The sequence below is a fragment of the Algoriphagus ornithinivorans genome (assembly GCF_900115305.1).
Lineage (GTDB): Bacteria > Bacteroidota > Bacteroidia > Cytophagales > Cyclobacteriaceae > Algoriphagus > Algoriphagus ornithinivorans.
On sequence record NZ_FOVW01000002.1, the window covers coordinates 460,624 to 474,737 of the forward strand.

15 protein-coding genes are annotated in these 14,114 nt (G+C 38.8%); 11 read left to right on the forward strand and 4 right to left on the reverse strand.

What is annotated here, in order from left to right; all coding sequences use genetic code 11:
- Positions 1-21 precede the first annotated feature (21 nt).
- Positions 22-723 (forward strand): VLRF1 family release factor, encoded by a 702-nt coding sequence (locus tag BM073_RS04215; RefSeq protein ID WP_091650797.1) that lies wholly within the window; start codon positions 22-24, stop codon positions 721-723.
- A 60-nt stretch (positions 724-783) separates the two neighbouring features.
- On the opposite strand, the gene BM073_RS04220 is transcribed toward BM073_RS04215, so the two are convergent.
- The 3 genes from BM073_RS04220 to BM073_RS04230 form a co-directional block, all read right to left on the reverse strand.
- Positions 784-1,158, reverse strand: a complete 375-nt coding sequence (locus BM073_RS04220; RefSeq protein WP_091650801.1) for a TM2 domain-containing protein — start codon at positions 1,156-1,158, stop codon at positions 784-786.
- Positions 1,151-1,456 (reverse strand): DUF2752 domain-containing protein, encoded by a 306-nt coding sequence (locus BM073_RS04225; RefSeq protein WP_091650804.1) that lies wholly within the window; start codon positions 1,454-1,456, stop codon positions 1,151-1,153. The genes BM073_RS04220 and BM073_RS04225 overlap by 8 nt, the downstream gene beginning before the upstream one ends.
- 108 nt (positions 1,457-1,564) lie before the next feature.
- Positions 1,565-2,647: an oxygenase MpaB family protein gene (locus BM073_RS04230; RefSeq protein ID WP_091650807.1), complete on the reverse strand. Its 1,083-nt coding sequence runs from the start codon at positions 2,645-2,647 to the stop codon at positions 1,565-1,567.
- A 50-nt stretch (positions 2,648-2,697) separates the two neighbouring features.
- On the opposite strand from BM073_RS04230, the gene BM073_RS04235 reads away from it, so the two are divergent.
- The gene (locus BM073_RS04235; RefSeq protein WP_091650959.1) at positions 2,698-3,591 is read left to right on the forward strand and encodes a hypothetical protein; all 894 of its coding nucleotides are present in this window, start codon (positions 2,698-2,700) and stop codon (positions 3,589-3,591) included.
- Positions 3,592-3,600: 9 nt separating this feature from the next.
- Positions 3,601-4,524: an SMP-30/gluconolactonase/LRE family protein gene (locus BM073_RS04240; RefSeq protein ID WP_091650810.1), complete on the forward strand. Its 924-nt coding sequence runs from the start codon at positions 3,601-3,603 to the stop codon at positions 4,522-4,524.
- Positions 4,525-4,581: 57 nt separating this feature from the next.
- Here BM073_RS04240 and BM073_RS04245 read toward each other — a convergent pair whose 3' ends face one another.
- A complete protein-coding gene (locus BM073_RS04245; protein ID WP_091650812.1) occupies positions 4,582-5,289 on the reverse strand; it encodes a DsbA family oxidoreductase in 708 nt (235 codons plus the stop codon).
- Positions 5,290-5,515: 226 nt separating this feature from the next.
- Between BM073_RS04245 and BM073_RS04255 the strand changes: the two genes are divergently transcribed.
- The 8 genes from BM073_RS04255 (at position 5,516) to BM073_RS04290 (ending at position 14,089) form a co-directional block, all read left to right on the forward strand.
- Positions 5,516-6,769 carry an aminotransferase class V-fold PLP-dependent enzyme gene (locus BM073_RS04255; RefSeq protein ID WP_091650816.1) on the forward strand — a complete coding sequence of 418 codons (1,254 nt, stop codon included), beginning with the start codon at positions 5,516-5,518 and terminating at the stop codon, positions 6,767-6,769.
- 387 nt (positions 6,770-7,156) lie between these two features.
- On the forward strand, positions 7,157-7,840 hold the full coding sequence (locus tag BM073_RS04260) for a GNAT family N-acetyltransferase (RefSeq protein ID WP_091650962.1): 684 nt from the start codon (positions 7,157-7,159) through the stop codon (positions 7,838-7,840).
- A 32-nt stretch (positions 7,841-7,872) separates the two neighbouring features.
- Positions 7,873-9,066 (forward strand): argininosuccinate synthase, encoded by a 1,194-nt coding sequence (locus BM073_RS04265; RefSeq protein ID WP_091650819.1) that lies wholly within the window; start codon positions 7,873-7,875, stop codon positions 9,064-9,066.
- Positions 9,059-10,027 (forward strand): N-acetyl-gamma-glutamyl-phosphate reductase, encoded by a 969-nt coding sequence (gene argC, locus BM073_RS04270; protein ID WP_091650820.1) that lies wholly within the window; start codon positions 9,059-9,061, stop codon positions 10,025-10,027. The genes BM073_RS04265 and argC overlap by 8 nt, the downstream gene beginning before the upstream one ends.
- 58 nt (positions 10,028-10,085) lie before the next feature.
- Entirely contained in the window at positions 10,086-11,219 is a 1,134-nt protein-coding gene (locus tag BM073_RS04275; RefSeq protein WP_091650823.1) for an aspartate aminotransferase family protein, read from the forward strand.
- Positions 11,220-11,228: 9 nt separating this feature from the next.
- The gene (locus tag BM073_RS04280) at positions 11,229-12,185 is read left to right on the forward strand and encodes a Rossmann-fold NAD(P)-binding domain-containing protein (RefSeq protein WP_091650826.1); all 957 of its coding nucleotides are present in this window, start codon (positions 11,229-11,231) and stop codon (positions 12,183-12,185) included.
- Positions 12,186-12,200: 15 nt separating this feature from the next.
- Complete coding sequence (argB, locus tag BM073_RS04285) at positions 12,201-13,001, forward strand: acetylglutamate kinase (RefSeq protein ID WP_091650828.1); 801 nt, start codon at positions 12,201-12,203, stop codon at positions 12,999-13,001.
- Positions 13,001-14,089, forward strand: coding sequence for a M20 family metallo-hydrolase (locus BM073_RS04290; protein WP_091650831.1), 1,089 nt, complete (start codon positions 13,001-13,003; stop codon positions 14,087-14,089). The genes argB and BM073_RS04290 overlap by 1 nt, the downstream gene beginning before the upstream one ends.
- Positions 14,090-14,114 lie beyond the last annotated feature (25 nt).

A 14,114-nucleotide genomic window follows, 5' to 3' on the forward strand; every position in this document is an offset into this window, starting at 1 on the left:
CGAAAAACAAATTATAAACACATGAAAATACCCAATTCCGAAATACTTACTTTTTCCCAGTTTGAACAGCTGTTGGGATTGGCAGAGGCTAGAAGTTGGCAAAAATCTTATAATTCAGAAAAACACCAACTTATCCTTGAAGGAGAAGATTCTTGGGAAGCTAAAGTTTTCCTGCCTTGGGATCAGAAATGGGATGGAGTGCGCTTAAAGCGATATGATGATTTTCGGGCTGCTCTGGTAGCCATTCGGGCGGGACAAGCGGTGACTGGACTTTTTCATCATGGAGAATTGATTGATCATAAGGTTTTTAGAGCTTACATGGTTCGACAAAAACAAGGAAAGTCTCAAATCAAGTATTTGAAAACCAAAGGTAAATCCAGAGCTGGTTCCAGAATCAGATTAGGTGAAACCAATCGATTTTTTGAAGAAATAAATGAGAGGTTAAATTCTTACCAGGCTGAATTTGCTATTGATCGGTGGGGTATTTCCTGTGCTAAGACACTTTGGCCTTATTTTTTTAATTCTGATGTTGCCCCACCCTTTGATTCTAAAGACAGTAATTTATATCAAATTCCCATTCATTTTCAGCAGGCCTCTTTCGAGGAATTACAAGAGGCTGGAAAAATTTTGTCAGCCTTTCACCTGCTTAAAAATCCGAATTCTAGCATTTCTTGGGAGCTGAATTCCGATGATGAGGATATGAATTCTGATGAAAATTGGTAAAAAAAAGCCCTGACTTTCGTCAAGGCTCTCAGGTTGGTGTTAAGTGGTAATCAAGTTTAATTATTTATCCTCTATGATATTCGGATAAGAATTGGATAGCATGGCCAAAGTTTCATGAGCCATTTTTACATTATACTCATAAGCCAAACTTTTATAGTTTACCAAATCCACAATAGTACCGATGAAACAAAGTCCTACTGTCAAGATATAGAGTATACCCAATCCAATTTGACCCAATATAAAACGGTGTAATCCGGCAAATCCAAAGAATCCAAGCAGCGTAAGGATTAGAATCATTTGGGAGTCTTTTCTTCTTGCTCTGTAAACTTGTGCAAATAGAGAAGCCTGATCTTCATCCATATTCTTCATCAAGCCCTGGATATATCCAAGTTCCATACCTTCCAATTCAGGAAGATGTCTCAATACATTAGCCATAATTGTGTGTTGTTTTTAGGTTTTTAATCAAATTCCAAATTCTAGAAAGAATCACCACATAAGCCAACATGGCTAGTGGATGCATGGACCAAGAGGCTTCAAACTCTCCCCGCGCGAGAAGATTCATTGCTCTTCCTAGACCACATCCGGGACACCAGGTGATTCCTAAATTTTCTAAAGGACACAGGCTGAAGTGATTAGCCGATGAGGGATCTATCATCAAAATTGCGATGATACTTCCTATCCAAAAGAAAAGCTCAAGAGGTAGTCTGCTGAACCGTTTGCTGATTTCTTTCATGATCAGTAAAGTACGAAAAAGGTGCCAGTAGACAAATCCTGCTCAAAAAGCCTTTAAAGGGCTATTACTCTCTTTTCTTGCCTGATATTCGTACAAAAAAGTGTTCGTTTATGAACGGTTTCGCACAGGTAATTGGATTTTCATCACCTTTCCAAACTGTTCTTTCTGCTGTTGCTCCATCATTCTTCGAATGGAAGCATAGCTCTTTTTTCCTCCATAGGATTTCCATCCGGAATATTGGAAGATTAAGCCTAATATACCTCCTTCCAATTGATTTTTTGGTACTATCCCCAAGGCATCTGAGGCTTCTTTTCCCAAAAAGAAATACAAAATATCTTCGACTCTTTCAGTTAATAATGGTTCGGGAATAGATTTCTTGTAATAAGTAATCAAAGCCTGAATTAACTGCTTGCCTGCATTAGAAGCCCTCAATTGTCTTTTTCTTATCAGTCGATCTACTTCAATTGCCTCCCTTGCTGTATTTGGCCAATTTTTAGTCTCTAGGCCGATTAAATAACCAATCCACTTCCAGTAGGCTAGTATCGCTTCACTTTCTTCCCTGTCTATTCTTCTGCCCATTTTGATCAAACCTCTCAACACAATATAGGAGAAGGCTAAATTAGTACCCAGCATATCTTCCTGATTTACTGGCTTCCCAAATTTTAAATCCCAGTCTTTTGCATAAGCCTCGACAAAATATCTGCTAAATGCATGAATCAATCTGACCTTAGCACAAGTTAAAATCGCCTTCTTATCCTCATAAAACGCCCCCGGGGCGAAGATATCCATGAGAAAAACAGCAGTTTCGCCCAACCTCTCTCCTATCTGATTGACAATCCGATTAGATCTCACCAGCACTTCGGCTCCATCTGCAAAAGCATAACAATAGGGCAAGGAATAAAAACCAAGCATTCCTAAATAACTATCCCCTTTTTTCTCAAAAAATAATTGGCCTTTTTTTAATACTTCCAGATCATAGTGATCCGTTGAGGAATTGAAGAAATTGAAATATTTTTGAACAGCAGAGTCGAAAATCTCTGGAATATCCTGAGGAATTTCTTCCCATGAGTTAATAATTTCAATCCATTCAGGTTTGGCCACGAGACTTTTCACTGCTTCATCAGCTAATGGGTCACCCTGACCTCTCAGCGCTTGAAAATTGGAATTTGTATAAAGCTTTAATTTATCCACAGCATTCTAACCTTCATTTTGTAATTTGGTTGGCTGAGAAAGTAAAATCAATGAATAAAAAAATTTACCCTACCGCATTAATTCTCCTAGTCACCTGCTCTTCTCTATTTGCCCAAACCTCTTTCGACTTGTGGCAAATCAGCACCAAAGGGAAAGGAAATAAGATTCAGCTAATCAGCGGATCCGAAAAGGCAATAACTGACCGAAAAGAATATGATAATCAGCCCTCATTTATCAATGAGTATCAATTGGTTTTTTCAGCAGCTGACGATAAAGGAAATCATGATATCATCGTTTATAATTTTGAAAATGGAAAATTTACTAATCTGACAAAGACTGCTGACAGAAGTGAATTTTCACCCTCGATTACAGATTGTGGTCAATATATTGCAGCGGTGGTAACTGAGCCAGATAGAAAGCAAAGAATATGGTTGTATCCAACCAATTTTGGAGAACCCGAATTGCTTTATGATGATATTGAACCGGTGGGTTATTACGATTGGTATGATAATAAGGCTGCCATGTTTGTATTGGGAAATCCCAATCAATTGATCTATGCCAAGGGCCGAAATGATTTGTTGGAGATAGATGAAAATGTTGGAAGATCCATTAAAAAAAGGCCAAAAACATCTCAAATGACTTATTTATCCAGAGATATTTCTGCTAAGCAACCTGATGGAGAGGCATTTGAGTTAAAGTATATGGATTTGGAATCCCAAGAAAAAGGTGATTTAGGATTAAGCCTTGCAGGATCTCAGGATTTCATTTGGCTGGATAAAAAAACCTTGTTGATGGGAAGAGGAAATTCTCTTTACATTCGCAAGTGGAACGAAAAGAATTGGTCTCTTCTGGGTACCATTCAAACCGAAACACATCAAAATATTTCAAGACTGGCTTACAGCAAAGATCTAGATGTCATTGTCGTGGCTATGGAAAGAAAATAATATTCAATTATGAATTTGACTAAAAAAATGCTGTTGGGCTCAGTTTTAGCCTACTCTCTAAGTATCATCCATGTGCAAGCTCAAATAGAAGATAAAAGAGGAATCCTAGAAAAAGGGGCCGAATTGGTGAAAGTACAAGACGGTTTTTCATTTACGGAAGGCCCTGCAGTTAATCGATTTGGAGACGTATTCTTCACTGATCAGCCTAATAATAAAATCTACAAATGGAATGCAATTTCGAATGAAGTTTCACTTTTTAAAGATGAAGCGGGAAGATCAAATGGTATGTATTTCATGCTTGATGGAAACCTTCTGACTTGTGCTGATGAAGACAATCAACTTTGGTCTATTGACTCTGATGGAGATGTGCAGATTTTAATCTCGGCTTTTAAAGGGAAAAAATTGAATGGACCCAATGACCTTTGGGTTAGACCAAAAGGAGGTTTGTTCTTCACAGACCCTTTGTACGTAAGACCCTATTGGGAAGGTATTAGAGGAAAGGAAATGGAACAAGATGGAGAGCATGTTTATTTCTTATCCGAAGATAGAGCGGAGTTATTTCGGGTTGCAGAGGACCTCGTGAAACCAAACGGGATCGTAGGTTCTCCAGATGGCAAATACCTCTATGTAGCTGATATTGGGGATAAAAAAACCTATAAATATGAGATTCGGGAAGATGGTTATTTAACCAATAAAGAGCTCTTCTGCGAAATGGGTTCTGATGGGATGACTATAGATAGCCGAGGAAATTTATACTTGACAGGCGATGGAGTCACTGTATTTGACAGAAAAGGAGAAAAAATAGCTCATATCCCAGTACCTGCAAAATGGACCGCGAATGTAGTTTTTGGCTCATTGGACAGAAAAACGCTGTTTATTACTGCCATGGATGCTGTTTACACCCTTCGTATGAAAACCCAGGGAGTTTGGTAGAGATAACAAAGCCGTTTCATCAATACTATTTCACGATTGATGAAACGGCTAATTTTTTTAACAATTACCTTCCATATCGCAGCTATCTCCTGAATCAGCTGAATTCATGATAATAGGATTGTTTTCTTTGGAGTATTCTGACCAGGCCTTTTCTAAAGTTTGATCAAATACCTCATCAGGCTGCGCACCGGAGATTCCAAACTTCCTGTCAAAAACAAAGAAAGGAACCCCGCTTACTCCTATCAATCTAGATTCATAGATGTCTTTTTCTACATCTTCAAACAGTTGATCGCTAGATAGCATTTCCAGAATAGTTTTTTCATCGAGTCCTACTTCTTTTCCCAAAGCAGCCAACGTATTCGCATCGTCTATATTGAGACCATCAGTAAAGTAAGCTTGCAGTAATCGCTCCTTCATTTGGTCTCCTTTTCCCTGCTGCTGAGCTAAGTGAATCAAACGATGTCCATTCTTAGTATTGGCAACGACTGTCTTGTCATAATTAAAGACCAAACCCTCTTGAATGGCCATGTTTTTAACATAAGAAACAGCTTCATTGGCTTGAGTCATTGACCAACCTTTGTTTTTCGCCAAATTCTCAATAGTGGAGATGGAAGGGTTAGTTTTCTCATCAGGATTCAATTGGAAGCTTTTCCATTCTATTTTAATGGAGTTTTGATGGAGAAATTTGCTTAAAGCTCTTTCTAATTTTCTTTTACCGATATAGCAGAAAGGACAAACGATGTCCGACCAGATTTCAATTTTCATAGATTTTGACTTAATTACTGGTAGAAATCAAATTTGAATCAAAAGAGTTCGCTAGCCATTTTGAAAAAGAAAGAATGTCCCTCCTGTGCCATGGAAATAGATGAGAAGGCAAAAGTTTGTCCCATCTGTCAGTTTGAATTTCCAAAAAGATCTCCTTGGATCACCTGGGTTGCCCTACTCCTTCTTTTTATCTGGATTATCAGCTATATCCTTTAAGACATACCCTATGAACAAACGCGCATTTCTAAAATCCTTGGCCTTTTTAGGGATTTCTTCCGGCTCCATATTTTCTGCAAAAGCCCAAAAACAGGGGTTTACCGAAATTGACTTTGAGTCCGACTCTTTGTGGGAACAGATCAGAGCTGGCTATAAATTGAAGCCAGATTATATCAATTTGGAAAATGGGTACTATTGTTTTTTACCGGAGGAAACTCTGGAAAAGTATATAGCTCATATCCGGGAAGTTAATTATCAGGGCTCTCACTATATGAGGACTGTTCAATGGGAAAATAAAGCCAAAAGCGCAGCCATGCTGGCCGAATTGGTAGGTGCATCTCCTGAGGAAGTTGCAATTACCAGAAACACTACCGAATCTCTGGACTTGATTATTTCTGGTTATCCGTGGAATTCTGGAGATGAAGCCATCATGTCCAATCAGGATTATGGGAGTATGCTGAATATGTTTGAATTAGCATCTAGGAGACACGGTGTCAAGGTCAAAAAAATAGATATACCCATGCACCCGGAGACAGATGAAGAGGTCGTGGCAGTGTATGAGCAAGCCATTACTCCTGCCACCAAATTGATGATGGTTCCTCATATTGTGAATATTACCGGTCATATTCTTCCTATTAAAAAAATATGTGATATGGCTCATTCGCATGGCGTGGAAGTGATGGTGGATGGAGCTCATGCTGTTGGGCATTTCCAGTTTAATATGAATGAGCTAGATTGTGATTACTACGGAAGTAGCCTTCACAAATGGCTAAGTGTGCCTCTAGGTGCTGGGCTTCTTTATGTTAAAAAGGGGAAATCCAGTAAAATAAAGCCTTTATTGGCACCTTACGAATTGGATAGAGAAGGAATCCTCAATTTAAACCATACAGGAACCCATCCAGTAGCAACTGACTTGGCTGTGATTAATGCGATTGAGTTCCATAATAAAATAGGTAGTAAAAGAAAGGAGGACCGCTTGAGATATATTCAGCGCTATTGGTCGGATCAGGTCAGAGATCTCCCCAATGTTCAAGTCAATACACCTCAAGCAATCCAAAGGTCCTGTGCTATCGCTAATGTAGGAATTGAAAGCATGAAGCCTGCTGATTTGGCCAAACGTCTGATTGAGGATTTTCAAATATTTACAGTTGCAATAGATGGTGCCGGTGTAAAAGGATGCAGAATTTCTCCGAATGTGTATACTTCCGAAAAAGAGTTGGATCAATTTGTACTGGCTATCAAAACTTTATCAGGGAATACTTAGAATAAATGCCAAATAATATTTGGTAATTTAGGATAAGAGGGAAGAAAGGCTTGTTTGCCTATGTCATTTTTAAAGAAGTTCAAGAAATTTTAAATTTTTGAAAAATTTTCTTGCAATTCCTTTTCAAAGCATTCAACTTTGCGACCCTATTCAAATGATTAACACTGTAAAAATAGCGCCAAGAACCAATCACACGTTACCACTAACGTTGTGTCTTGCTGCGAATTTACTTTTTTCTCCATCTAGGAGGCACAGGTTCTTTTTCAGGGTTTGACCCTGTAGTATTTCTGGTTTTCCTACGCGGAAAACTACCCCGGCAAATTTTCCCTCTTAATCATTTATTAAAACCAATCCGGCCTATCGGATTTTCAATTCATGCCTAAAGCCATGGAAGAAATTTCATTTAAAATCCTTGTTGCAGACCCTTCTCACAAAATCTATTCTGAGGTGATCACTGACGAGATGGCTAATTCAGCCAAAGCTCGTGGAACAGGAATAGCGAAAAGAAGTCCAGCCTATATAGAAACCAAGATGGATGAAGGGAAAGCAATCATTGCTCTAACTTCAGACGGAGTTTGGGCGGGCTTTTGTTATATTGAAGCTTGGGGACATGGAAAGTATGTGGCCAATTCAGGGCTTATAGTTTCTCCTGAATTCAGAAAATATGGGCTAGCCAGAAAAATCAAGCAGGAAATTTTCAAATTAAGCCGTTTGAAATATCCCGATTCCAAGATTTTCGGATTGACTACAGGAGCTGCTGTAATGAAAATCAATTCTGAGTTGGGCTATATCCCTGTTTCTTATTCTGACCTGACAGATGATAATGAATTCTGGAAGGGGTGTCAGAGCTGTATCAATTATGAGATTTTGATGGCTAAAAACAGACAAAACTGTCTTTGTACAGCCATGCTTTATGATCCACATGCCAAGAAAAATCAAATGGCAGAATTGGCTTTAAGACAAGATTTTAAAAAGAAAATCAAATTATTTGACCGCTGGGTCAGATTAAAAAAATATGTGATGCTCAAGCTGAATAAAACCAAAAACGCAGCAACAAGCATTTTCCTTTAATCATCTCAAACCTATTTGGAACCCCTTATATTATGAAAAAAGTTGTTTTAGCTTATAGCGGAGGCCTTGATACCACATTCTGTGCCTTACATCTATCCAAGGATTTAGGCTATGAAGTTCATGCGGTTTTGGTAAATACTGGAGGCTTTTCTCCTGAAGAGCTTCAGGCAATTGAAAGCAGGGCAAAAAGTCTGGGCATCGCTTCATTTAAAATATTAGAAGTAGTTGATACTTATTATCAAGAGGTTATCAAGTATCTGGTATTTGGGAATGTATTAAAAAACCAGACCTATCCCCTATCTGTATCTGCTGAGAGAATTTTGCAGGCAAAATCATTGGCTGAATATGCCAAATCAATCGGAGCTAAAGCTGTTGCACATGGATCCACAGGTGCCGGAAATGATCAGGTAAGATTTGACATGATTTTTCAGACGATTGTTCCTGATATTGAAATCATCACCCCTATTCGTGATCTGAAACTTTCGCGCCAGGAAGAAATTGAATACCTGAAGAAGCACGGAGTTTCTATGAACTTTGAAAAAGCTGCTTATTCTATCAATAAGGGTATTTGGGGAACTTCTGTAGGTGGAAAAGAGACATTGACTTCATCCGAATATTTACCGGAAGAAGCTTGGCCTACACAAGCGACTGAAAAAGAAGCAAAAGAAATAAAATTGACTTTCGTTCAAGGTGAACTTAAGGGAGTCAATGGTGAGCAATTTGATAATCCCGTAGACGCTATTCAGAAGGTTCAGGCCTTGGCATCCCCATTTGGAATTGGACGTGATATTCATGTTGGTGACACGATTATTGGGATTAAAGGAAGGGTTGGCTTTGAAGCAGCAGGGCCTTTGATCATTATTAAGGCTCATCAACTCTTGGAAAAGCATACTTTGACCAAATGGCAACTTTTCTGGAAAAATCAGCAGGCTGAATTTTATGGAAACCACCTTCATGAAGGTCATTACTTGGACCCTGTCATGAGAAACTTGGAAGCCTTTATGCAAAGTACCCAAGAGTTTGTGAGTGGTGATGTCAGAGTATTGTTGCAGCCTTACCGTTTTACGCTATTGGGGATACATTCAGCCCACGACTTGATGTCCAATAAGTTCGGTAGCTACGGAGAAATGAACAAAGGCTATACCGGTGAGGATGTGAAAGGTTTTACCAGAATATTGGGCAATCAAACAGCTATTTTCCATCAAGTAAATTCTGGCAATGACTAAAATCAAAACAGCCATTATTGGTGCAGCAGGATATACTGGTGGAGAGCTACTGAGATTACTGGTTCATCATCCTCAGTGTGAATTGGTTTATGTGCATTCTAATAGTCAAAAAGGTCTGCCTGTAACTTCTGTTCATCCTGATCTTATTGGAGATTGTGATTTGGTATTTACAGATCAAGTTCAAACAGAAGGAATAGAAGCTGTATTCCTGGGGCTTCCGCATGGTGAAACGAAGGGCTTTTTAGAAAATCATTCCTTTTCTGATCAAACAGTAATCATAGACTTATCCACTGACTTTAGAGATGAGTCTAATGGGTTTATTTATGGACTTCCTGAGATAAACAAAAATCGAATTCAATCCTCAAAAAGAATTGCTAATCCTGGTTGTTTTGCAACAGGTATTCAATTGGCTTTACTTCCGGCTATTTCAAAAGGTTGGGTAAAAGAAACCTTGCATCTATCAGGAATCACTGGAAGTACCGGAGCGGGAAAAAAGCTGGCAAAAACATCTCATTTCAGTTATAGAACAGGCAATATGTCTGTCTATAAACTCTTCAATCATCAGCATTTGAAAGAGATCAAGCAGACTTTCAATCAGGTTAATTTATCCTATGATTCTGAGATACTGTTTGTACCATATCGAGGTAATTTCTCCAGAGGAATCTGGATTACGGCTTACTTTCCATTTGAGGGAACTCAGGATGAGGCGGTAAAGGCCTATCAGGAATTTTATCAGGATGCAGCTTTTACTTTCGTTTCGGAGCAAGATATTGATTTGAAGCAGGCCGTAAATACTAATAAATGTATTCTTCATGTTCAAAAACAAGAAGGGCAATTGGTAATCTATTCCGCCATAGATAATTTGTTGAAAGGAGCATCCGGCCAGGCAGTTCAAAATTTCAATCTAGCTTTTGGATTGGATGAAAAAACCGGACTGAATTTAAAATCTATTGCTTTCTAATAGTAAAGACCCAACAAAGCTTAGATTACTCGAAGCTTTTTAATCAATCAAAAACAGAATGAATCTATTTGATGTATATCCCCTAATTCCAGTGACTATTGCTAAGGCAGAAGGGTCAAAACTTTGGGATGATGAAGGAAATCAATATTTGGATTTGTATGGTGGTCATGCTGTAATTTCCATTGGACATACCCATCCGCATTATGTGAAGAGGATTCAGGATCAATTGAATCAGATTGCATTTTATTCAAACTCTATTCAGATCCCTATTCAAAAAGCCTATGCAGCTAAGTTGGGAGAATTGTCTTGCTTGCACCAGTACCAATTATTCTTGTGCAACTCGGGAGCTGAAGCGAATGAAAATGCAATAAAAATGGCCTCCTTTGCAACTGGAAAATCAGGTTTTATTGCTTATTCAGGCTCATTCCATGGCAGAACCTCCGGAGCGGTGGCTTTGACAGATAATCCAAAAATTGTAGCTCCCTGTAATGAAAGATCCGATTTCCATATTCTTCCTTTCGGGGATTTGGATGCTACTGAGGAGCTTTTAAAATCAGAATCCATCGCTGGAATAATCATTGAAGGTATTCAGGGTGTTGGCGGAATACAAGTACCTTCTTCATCCTTTTTGAAGGGATTGGATAAGCTTTGCAAAGCATATGGTTCAAAGCTGATTTTGGATGAAGTACAATCTGGGTTTAGTAGAACTGGTCGTTTTTTCGCTCATCAGTGGGTAGAGGGATTGATGCCTGATTTGATTACCATGGCTAAGGGAATGGGTAATGGATTTCCTATTGGGGGGCTGCTTATTTCCCCTGAATTCAAATCCAGTTATGGCTTGCTAGGAACCACTTTTGGAGGGAATCATTTAGCCTGTGCTGCTGGATTAGCTGTTTTGGAAGTTATTGAAAAAGAGGGATTGCAAAACAAAGCCTTGGAGCTAGGTGACAAATTAAAAGAAGAGCTAAAAGCCATCCCACAGATTCAGGAAGTCAGAGGAAAAGGCTTAATGATTGGAATCGATTTGAATAGAGATGCTGGACCTGTTCGTTCTGAATTAGTATCTAAATACAAAATTTTTACTGGTTCTGCTGCAAATAAACAGACTATTCGTCTTCTACCACCCTTGTCCATTGAATGGAATCAGTTAAATTCGTTTATAGTCGCAATAAAAGAAATCCTAAGTAATTAACCTTTTTCAATGAATTCTGCATTAAGACACTTCACCAAATTTGAATCCAAAGAACTGGGATCCAAACTGATTGAATCAGCCTTATCCTACAAAGCTGATCCCAGAAAAGATATATCTAAAGGAACTGGAAAAAGGATCGGATGTATTTTTTTGAATCCTTCTTTAAGAACTCGAGTATCAACTCAACTGGCAGCCCAAAACCTCGGAATGGAACCCATAGTCCTAAATATGGATAAGGAAGGCTGGGCATTGGAAATGAAGGAAGGTGCTATCATGAATAAAGGTACGGTCGAGCATATCAAAGATGCTGCAGGAGTCTTGGGTTCTTATTTTGATATATTGGCAATCAGGGCTTTTCCCACGTTGACCAATAGAGAAGAAGATATCAATGACTTCGCCTTTGGGCAGTTTGTGAAATATTCCGGTAAGCCTGTTATCAGTCTGGAGTCAGCAATTAGGCATCCTTTACAGAGTTTAGCAGATCAGATTACTATTCAGGAAAATTTAAAAAATATAAAAAAGCCAAAGGTTGTATTAACCTGGGCGCCCCATATTAAGGCTATTCCTCATGCGGTTGCAAATAGTTTTGCTGAATGGACTTTGGGTATGGGCCATGATTTAACGATCACCCATCCTGAGGGATACGAACTTGACCCTATGTTTACTCAAGGTGCGAAAATCGAGCATGATCAGTCAAGAGCATTGGAAGATGCAGACTTTGTGTACGTTAAAAACTGGTCTTCCTTCAATGATTATGGGAAAATCCTTTCCACAGATCCTAAATGGATGCTAACTGAAAAGCATTTGAGAAATGCACCTGATGCCAAGGTGATGCATTGTTTGCCAGTAAGACGGAACTTGGAACTTTCTGATGAGATTTTGGATGGCTCAAGATCTTTGGTTCAGAGGCAGGCAGAAAACAGAATTTATGCTGCTCAATCCGTGATAAGCCATATATTAGGATAGTATATACTCAAGCCTATGAAAATCAGTGTAATTAAAATCGGCGGAAATGTAATCGATTTTCCGGAAAAACTCGATGAGTTTTTGGGGCAATTTGCCAAATTTCCTGGTCATAAAATCCTGGTTCATGGTGGAGGAATTATGGCTTCTAGGTTCGGAGAGTCTCTGGGTGTGATGCCTGAAATGGTGGATGGAAGAAGGATTACAGACAAGGATACACTCGATGTGGTCACGATGGTTTATGCCGGACTTATCAATAAAAATATCGTAGCAAAACTTCAGGCTCGACATGTCAATGGTATTGGAATGAGTGGAGCAGATGGTAATATTATCCGTTCCAAAAAGAGACCTGTCAAAGGAATTGATTATGGATATGTTGGTAATATTGAAGAAGTTGATACAGATTTGATAAAGCACTTATTGAATGGGGGTCTAGTTCCTGTGCTGAATGCAATTACCCATGATCGGAAAGGGCAATTACTTAATACCAATGCTGATAGCATAGCTTCCGCTTTGGCAACCAGTCTTGCAAAAGACCATGAGGTCAAACTTTATTTTTGCTTTAACAAAAGCGGTGTTTTGATTGACGAGAAGAACGAATCTTCCATTATCCCCAGAATCAATGAAGACATATATGCTGAACTCAAGCAAGAAAATGTCATCCATTCCGGAATGATTCCAAAACTGGACAATGCCTTTGCAGCACTTCATAAAGGAGTACATCATGTTTGGATTGGAAAGGCGGAGAATTTATTGCTTTCCACTAAAGGCAAACTTTCAGGAACAATCATAGAAAGCCATAAATACGATCTTTTTTAATGGAAATTCAGGATAGCATCGTTCAGGATTGCATTCAGTTGCTAAAAGATTTAATAGCTACACCTTCCTACAGCAAGCAAGAGGAAGATACTGCTACATTGCTCAGCCGCTTTTTCATCAAACAGGAAATAGAGTTTGAAAGAAAGTATAACAACATAATGGCTTATGCTAATGGGTTTGATCCTGATAAACCCACTATTTGGCTTAATTCCCACCATGATACTGTTAGACCAAACGCAGGATATACCAAGGATCCATTTTCTCCCATTATTGAAGATGGTAAACTTTTTGGCTTAGGATCTAATGATGCTGGTGGGCCTTTAGTCAGCCTAATTGCCTGCTTTCTTCATTTTGTGGGAAAAGAGATGCCATTTAATATTCTATTGATAGCATCTGCAGAAGAAGAGATTTCAGGTAAAAATGGAATAGAATCCCTAGTCCCTTTCTTACCAGAAGCTGAATTGGCTATAGTCGGTGAACCAACATTGATGAAAATGGCAATTGCCGAAAAGGGCCTGATGGTAATTGATGCAACTGTGAAAGGGAAATCAGGACATGCGGCAAGAGAAGAAGGAATCAATGCTATTTATTTGGCATTGGATGATTTACTAAAAATTAAGGAGTTTAGTTTTAAGAGAACCTCCAAATTTCTAGGTAAGTCAAAAGTTTCTGCCACAATCATTCATTCCGGTACACAGCATAATGTTGTTCCCGATACTTGCGAATATACACTCGATGTGAGAGTTACTGATGCTTATACTTTAGAGGAGGCATTGGAAGAATTAAAAGAGAATCTCAATGCAGAACTCAAGCCAAGATCTCTTCGACTTCAAAGCTCTAAGGTTCCTCAAAAACATCCCATACTGACAGTTGGAATCAAACTAGGGATGGACACCTACGGCAGCCCAACGCTTTCCGATCAGGCCTTAATCCCCTATCCTTCCATCAAAATCGGACCTGGAGATTCTGCTAGATCTCACACCGCTGATGAGTTTATTTATATCAAAGAGCTTGAAAAAGGAATCTTGGGTTATATCCTGATTTTAGAAAAATACGCAGAATTAAAAATATCCAATTTGTCAAACTGAACTAATCATTGAAACATCTTTCCAA

Coding starts and splice junctions, on each gene's coding strand:
- argC (WP_091650820.1), top strand. CDS start 9,059: ATGACTAAAATCAAAACAGCCATTATTGGTGCAGCAGGATATACTGGT.
- BM073_RS04265 (WP_091650819.1), top strand. CDS start 7,873: ATGAAAAAAGTTGTTTTAGCTTATAGCGGAGGCCTTGATACCACATTC.
- BM073_RS04260 (WP_091650962.1), top strand. CDS start 7,157: ATGGAAGAAATTTCATTTAAAATCCTTGTTGCAGACCCTTCTCACAAA.
- BM073_RS04255 (WP_091650816.1), top strand. CDS start 5,516: ATGAACAAACGCGCATTTCTAAAATCCTTGGCCTTTTTAGGGATTTCT.
- BM073_RS04235 (WP_091650959.1), top strand. CDS start 2,698: ATGAATAAAAAAATTTACCCTACCGCATTAATTCTCCTAGTCACCTGC.
- BM073_RS04275 (WP_091650823.1), top strand. CDS start 10,086: ATGAATCTATTTGATGTATATCCCCTAATTCCAGTGACTATTGCTAAG.
- argB (WP_091650828.1), top strand. CDS start 12,201: ATGAAAATCAGTGTAATTAAAATCGGCGGAAATGTAATCGATTTTCCG.
- BM073_RS04215 (WP_091650797.1), top strand. CDS start 22: ATGAAAATACCCAATTCCGAAATACTTACTTTTTCCCAGTTTGAACAG.
- BM073_RS04280 (WP_091650826.1), top strand. CDS start 11,229: ATGAATTCTGCATTAAGACACTTCACCAAATTTGAATCCAAAGAACTG.
- BM073_RS04225 (WP_091650804.1), bottom strand. CDS start 1,456: ATGAAAGAAATCAGCAAACGGTTCAGCAGACTACCTCTTGAGCTTTTC.
- BM073_RS04220 (WP_091650801.1), bottom strand. CDS start 1,158: ATGGCTAATGTATTGAGACATCTTCCTGAATTGGAAGGTATGGAACTT.
- BM073_RS04240 (WP_091650810.1), top strand. CDS start 3,601: ATGAATTTGACTAAAAAAATGCTGTTGGGCTCAGTTTTAGCCTACTCT.
- BM073_RS04290 (WP_091650831.1), top strand. CDS start 13,001: ATGGAAATTCAGGATAGCATCGTTCAGGATTGCATTCAGTTGCTAAAA.
- BM073_RS04245 (WP_091650812.1), bottom strand. CDS start 5,289: ATGAAAATTGAAATCTGGTCGGACATCGTTTGTCCTTTCTGCTATATC.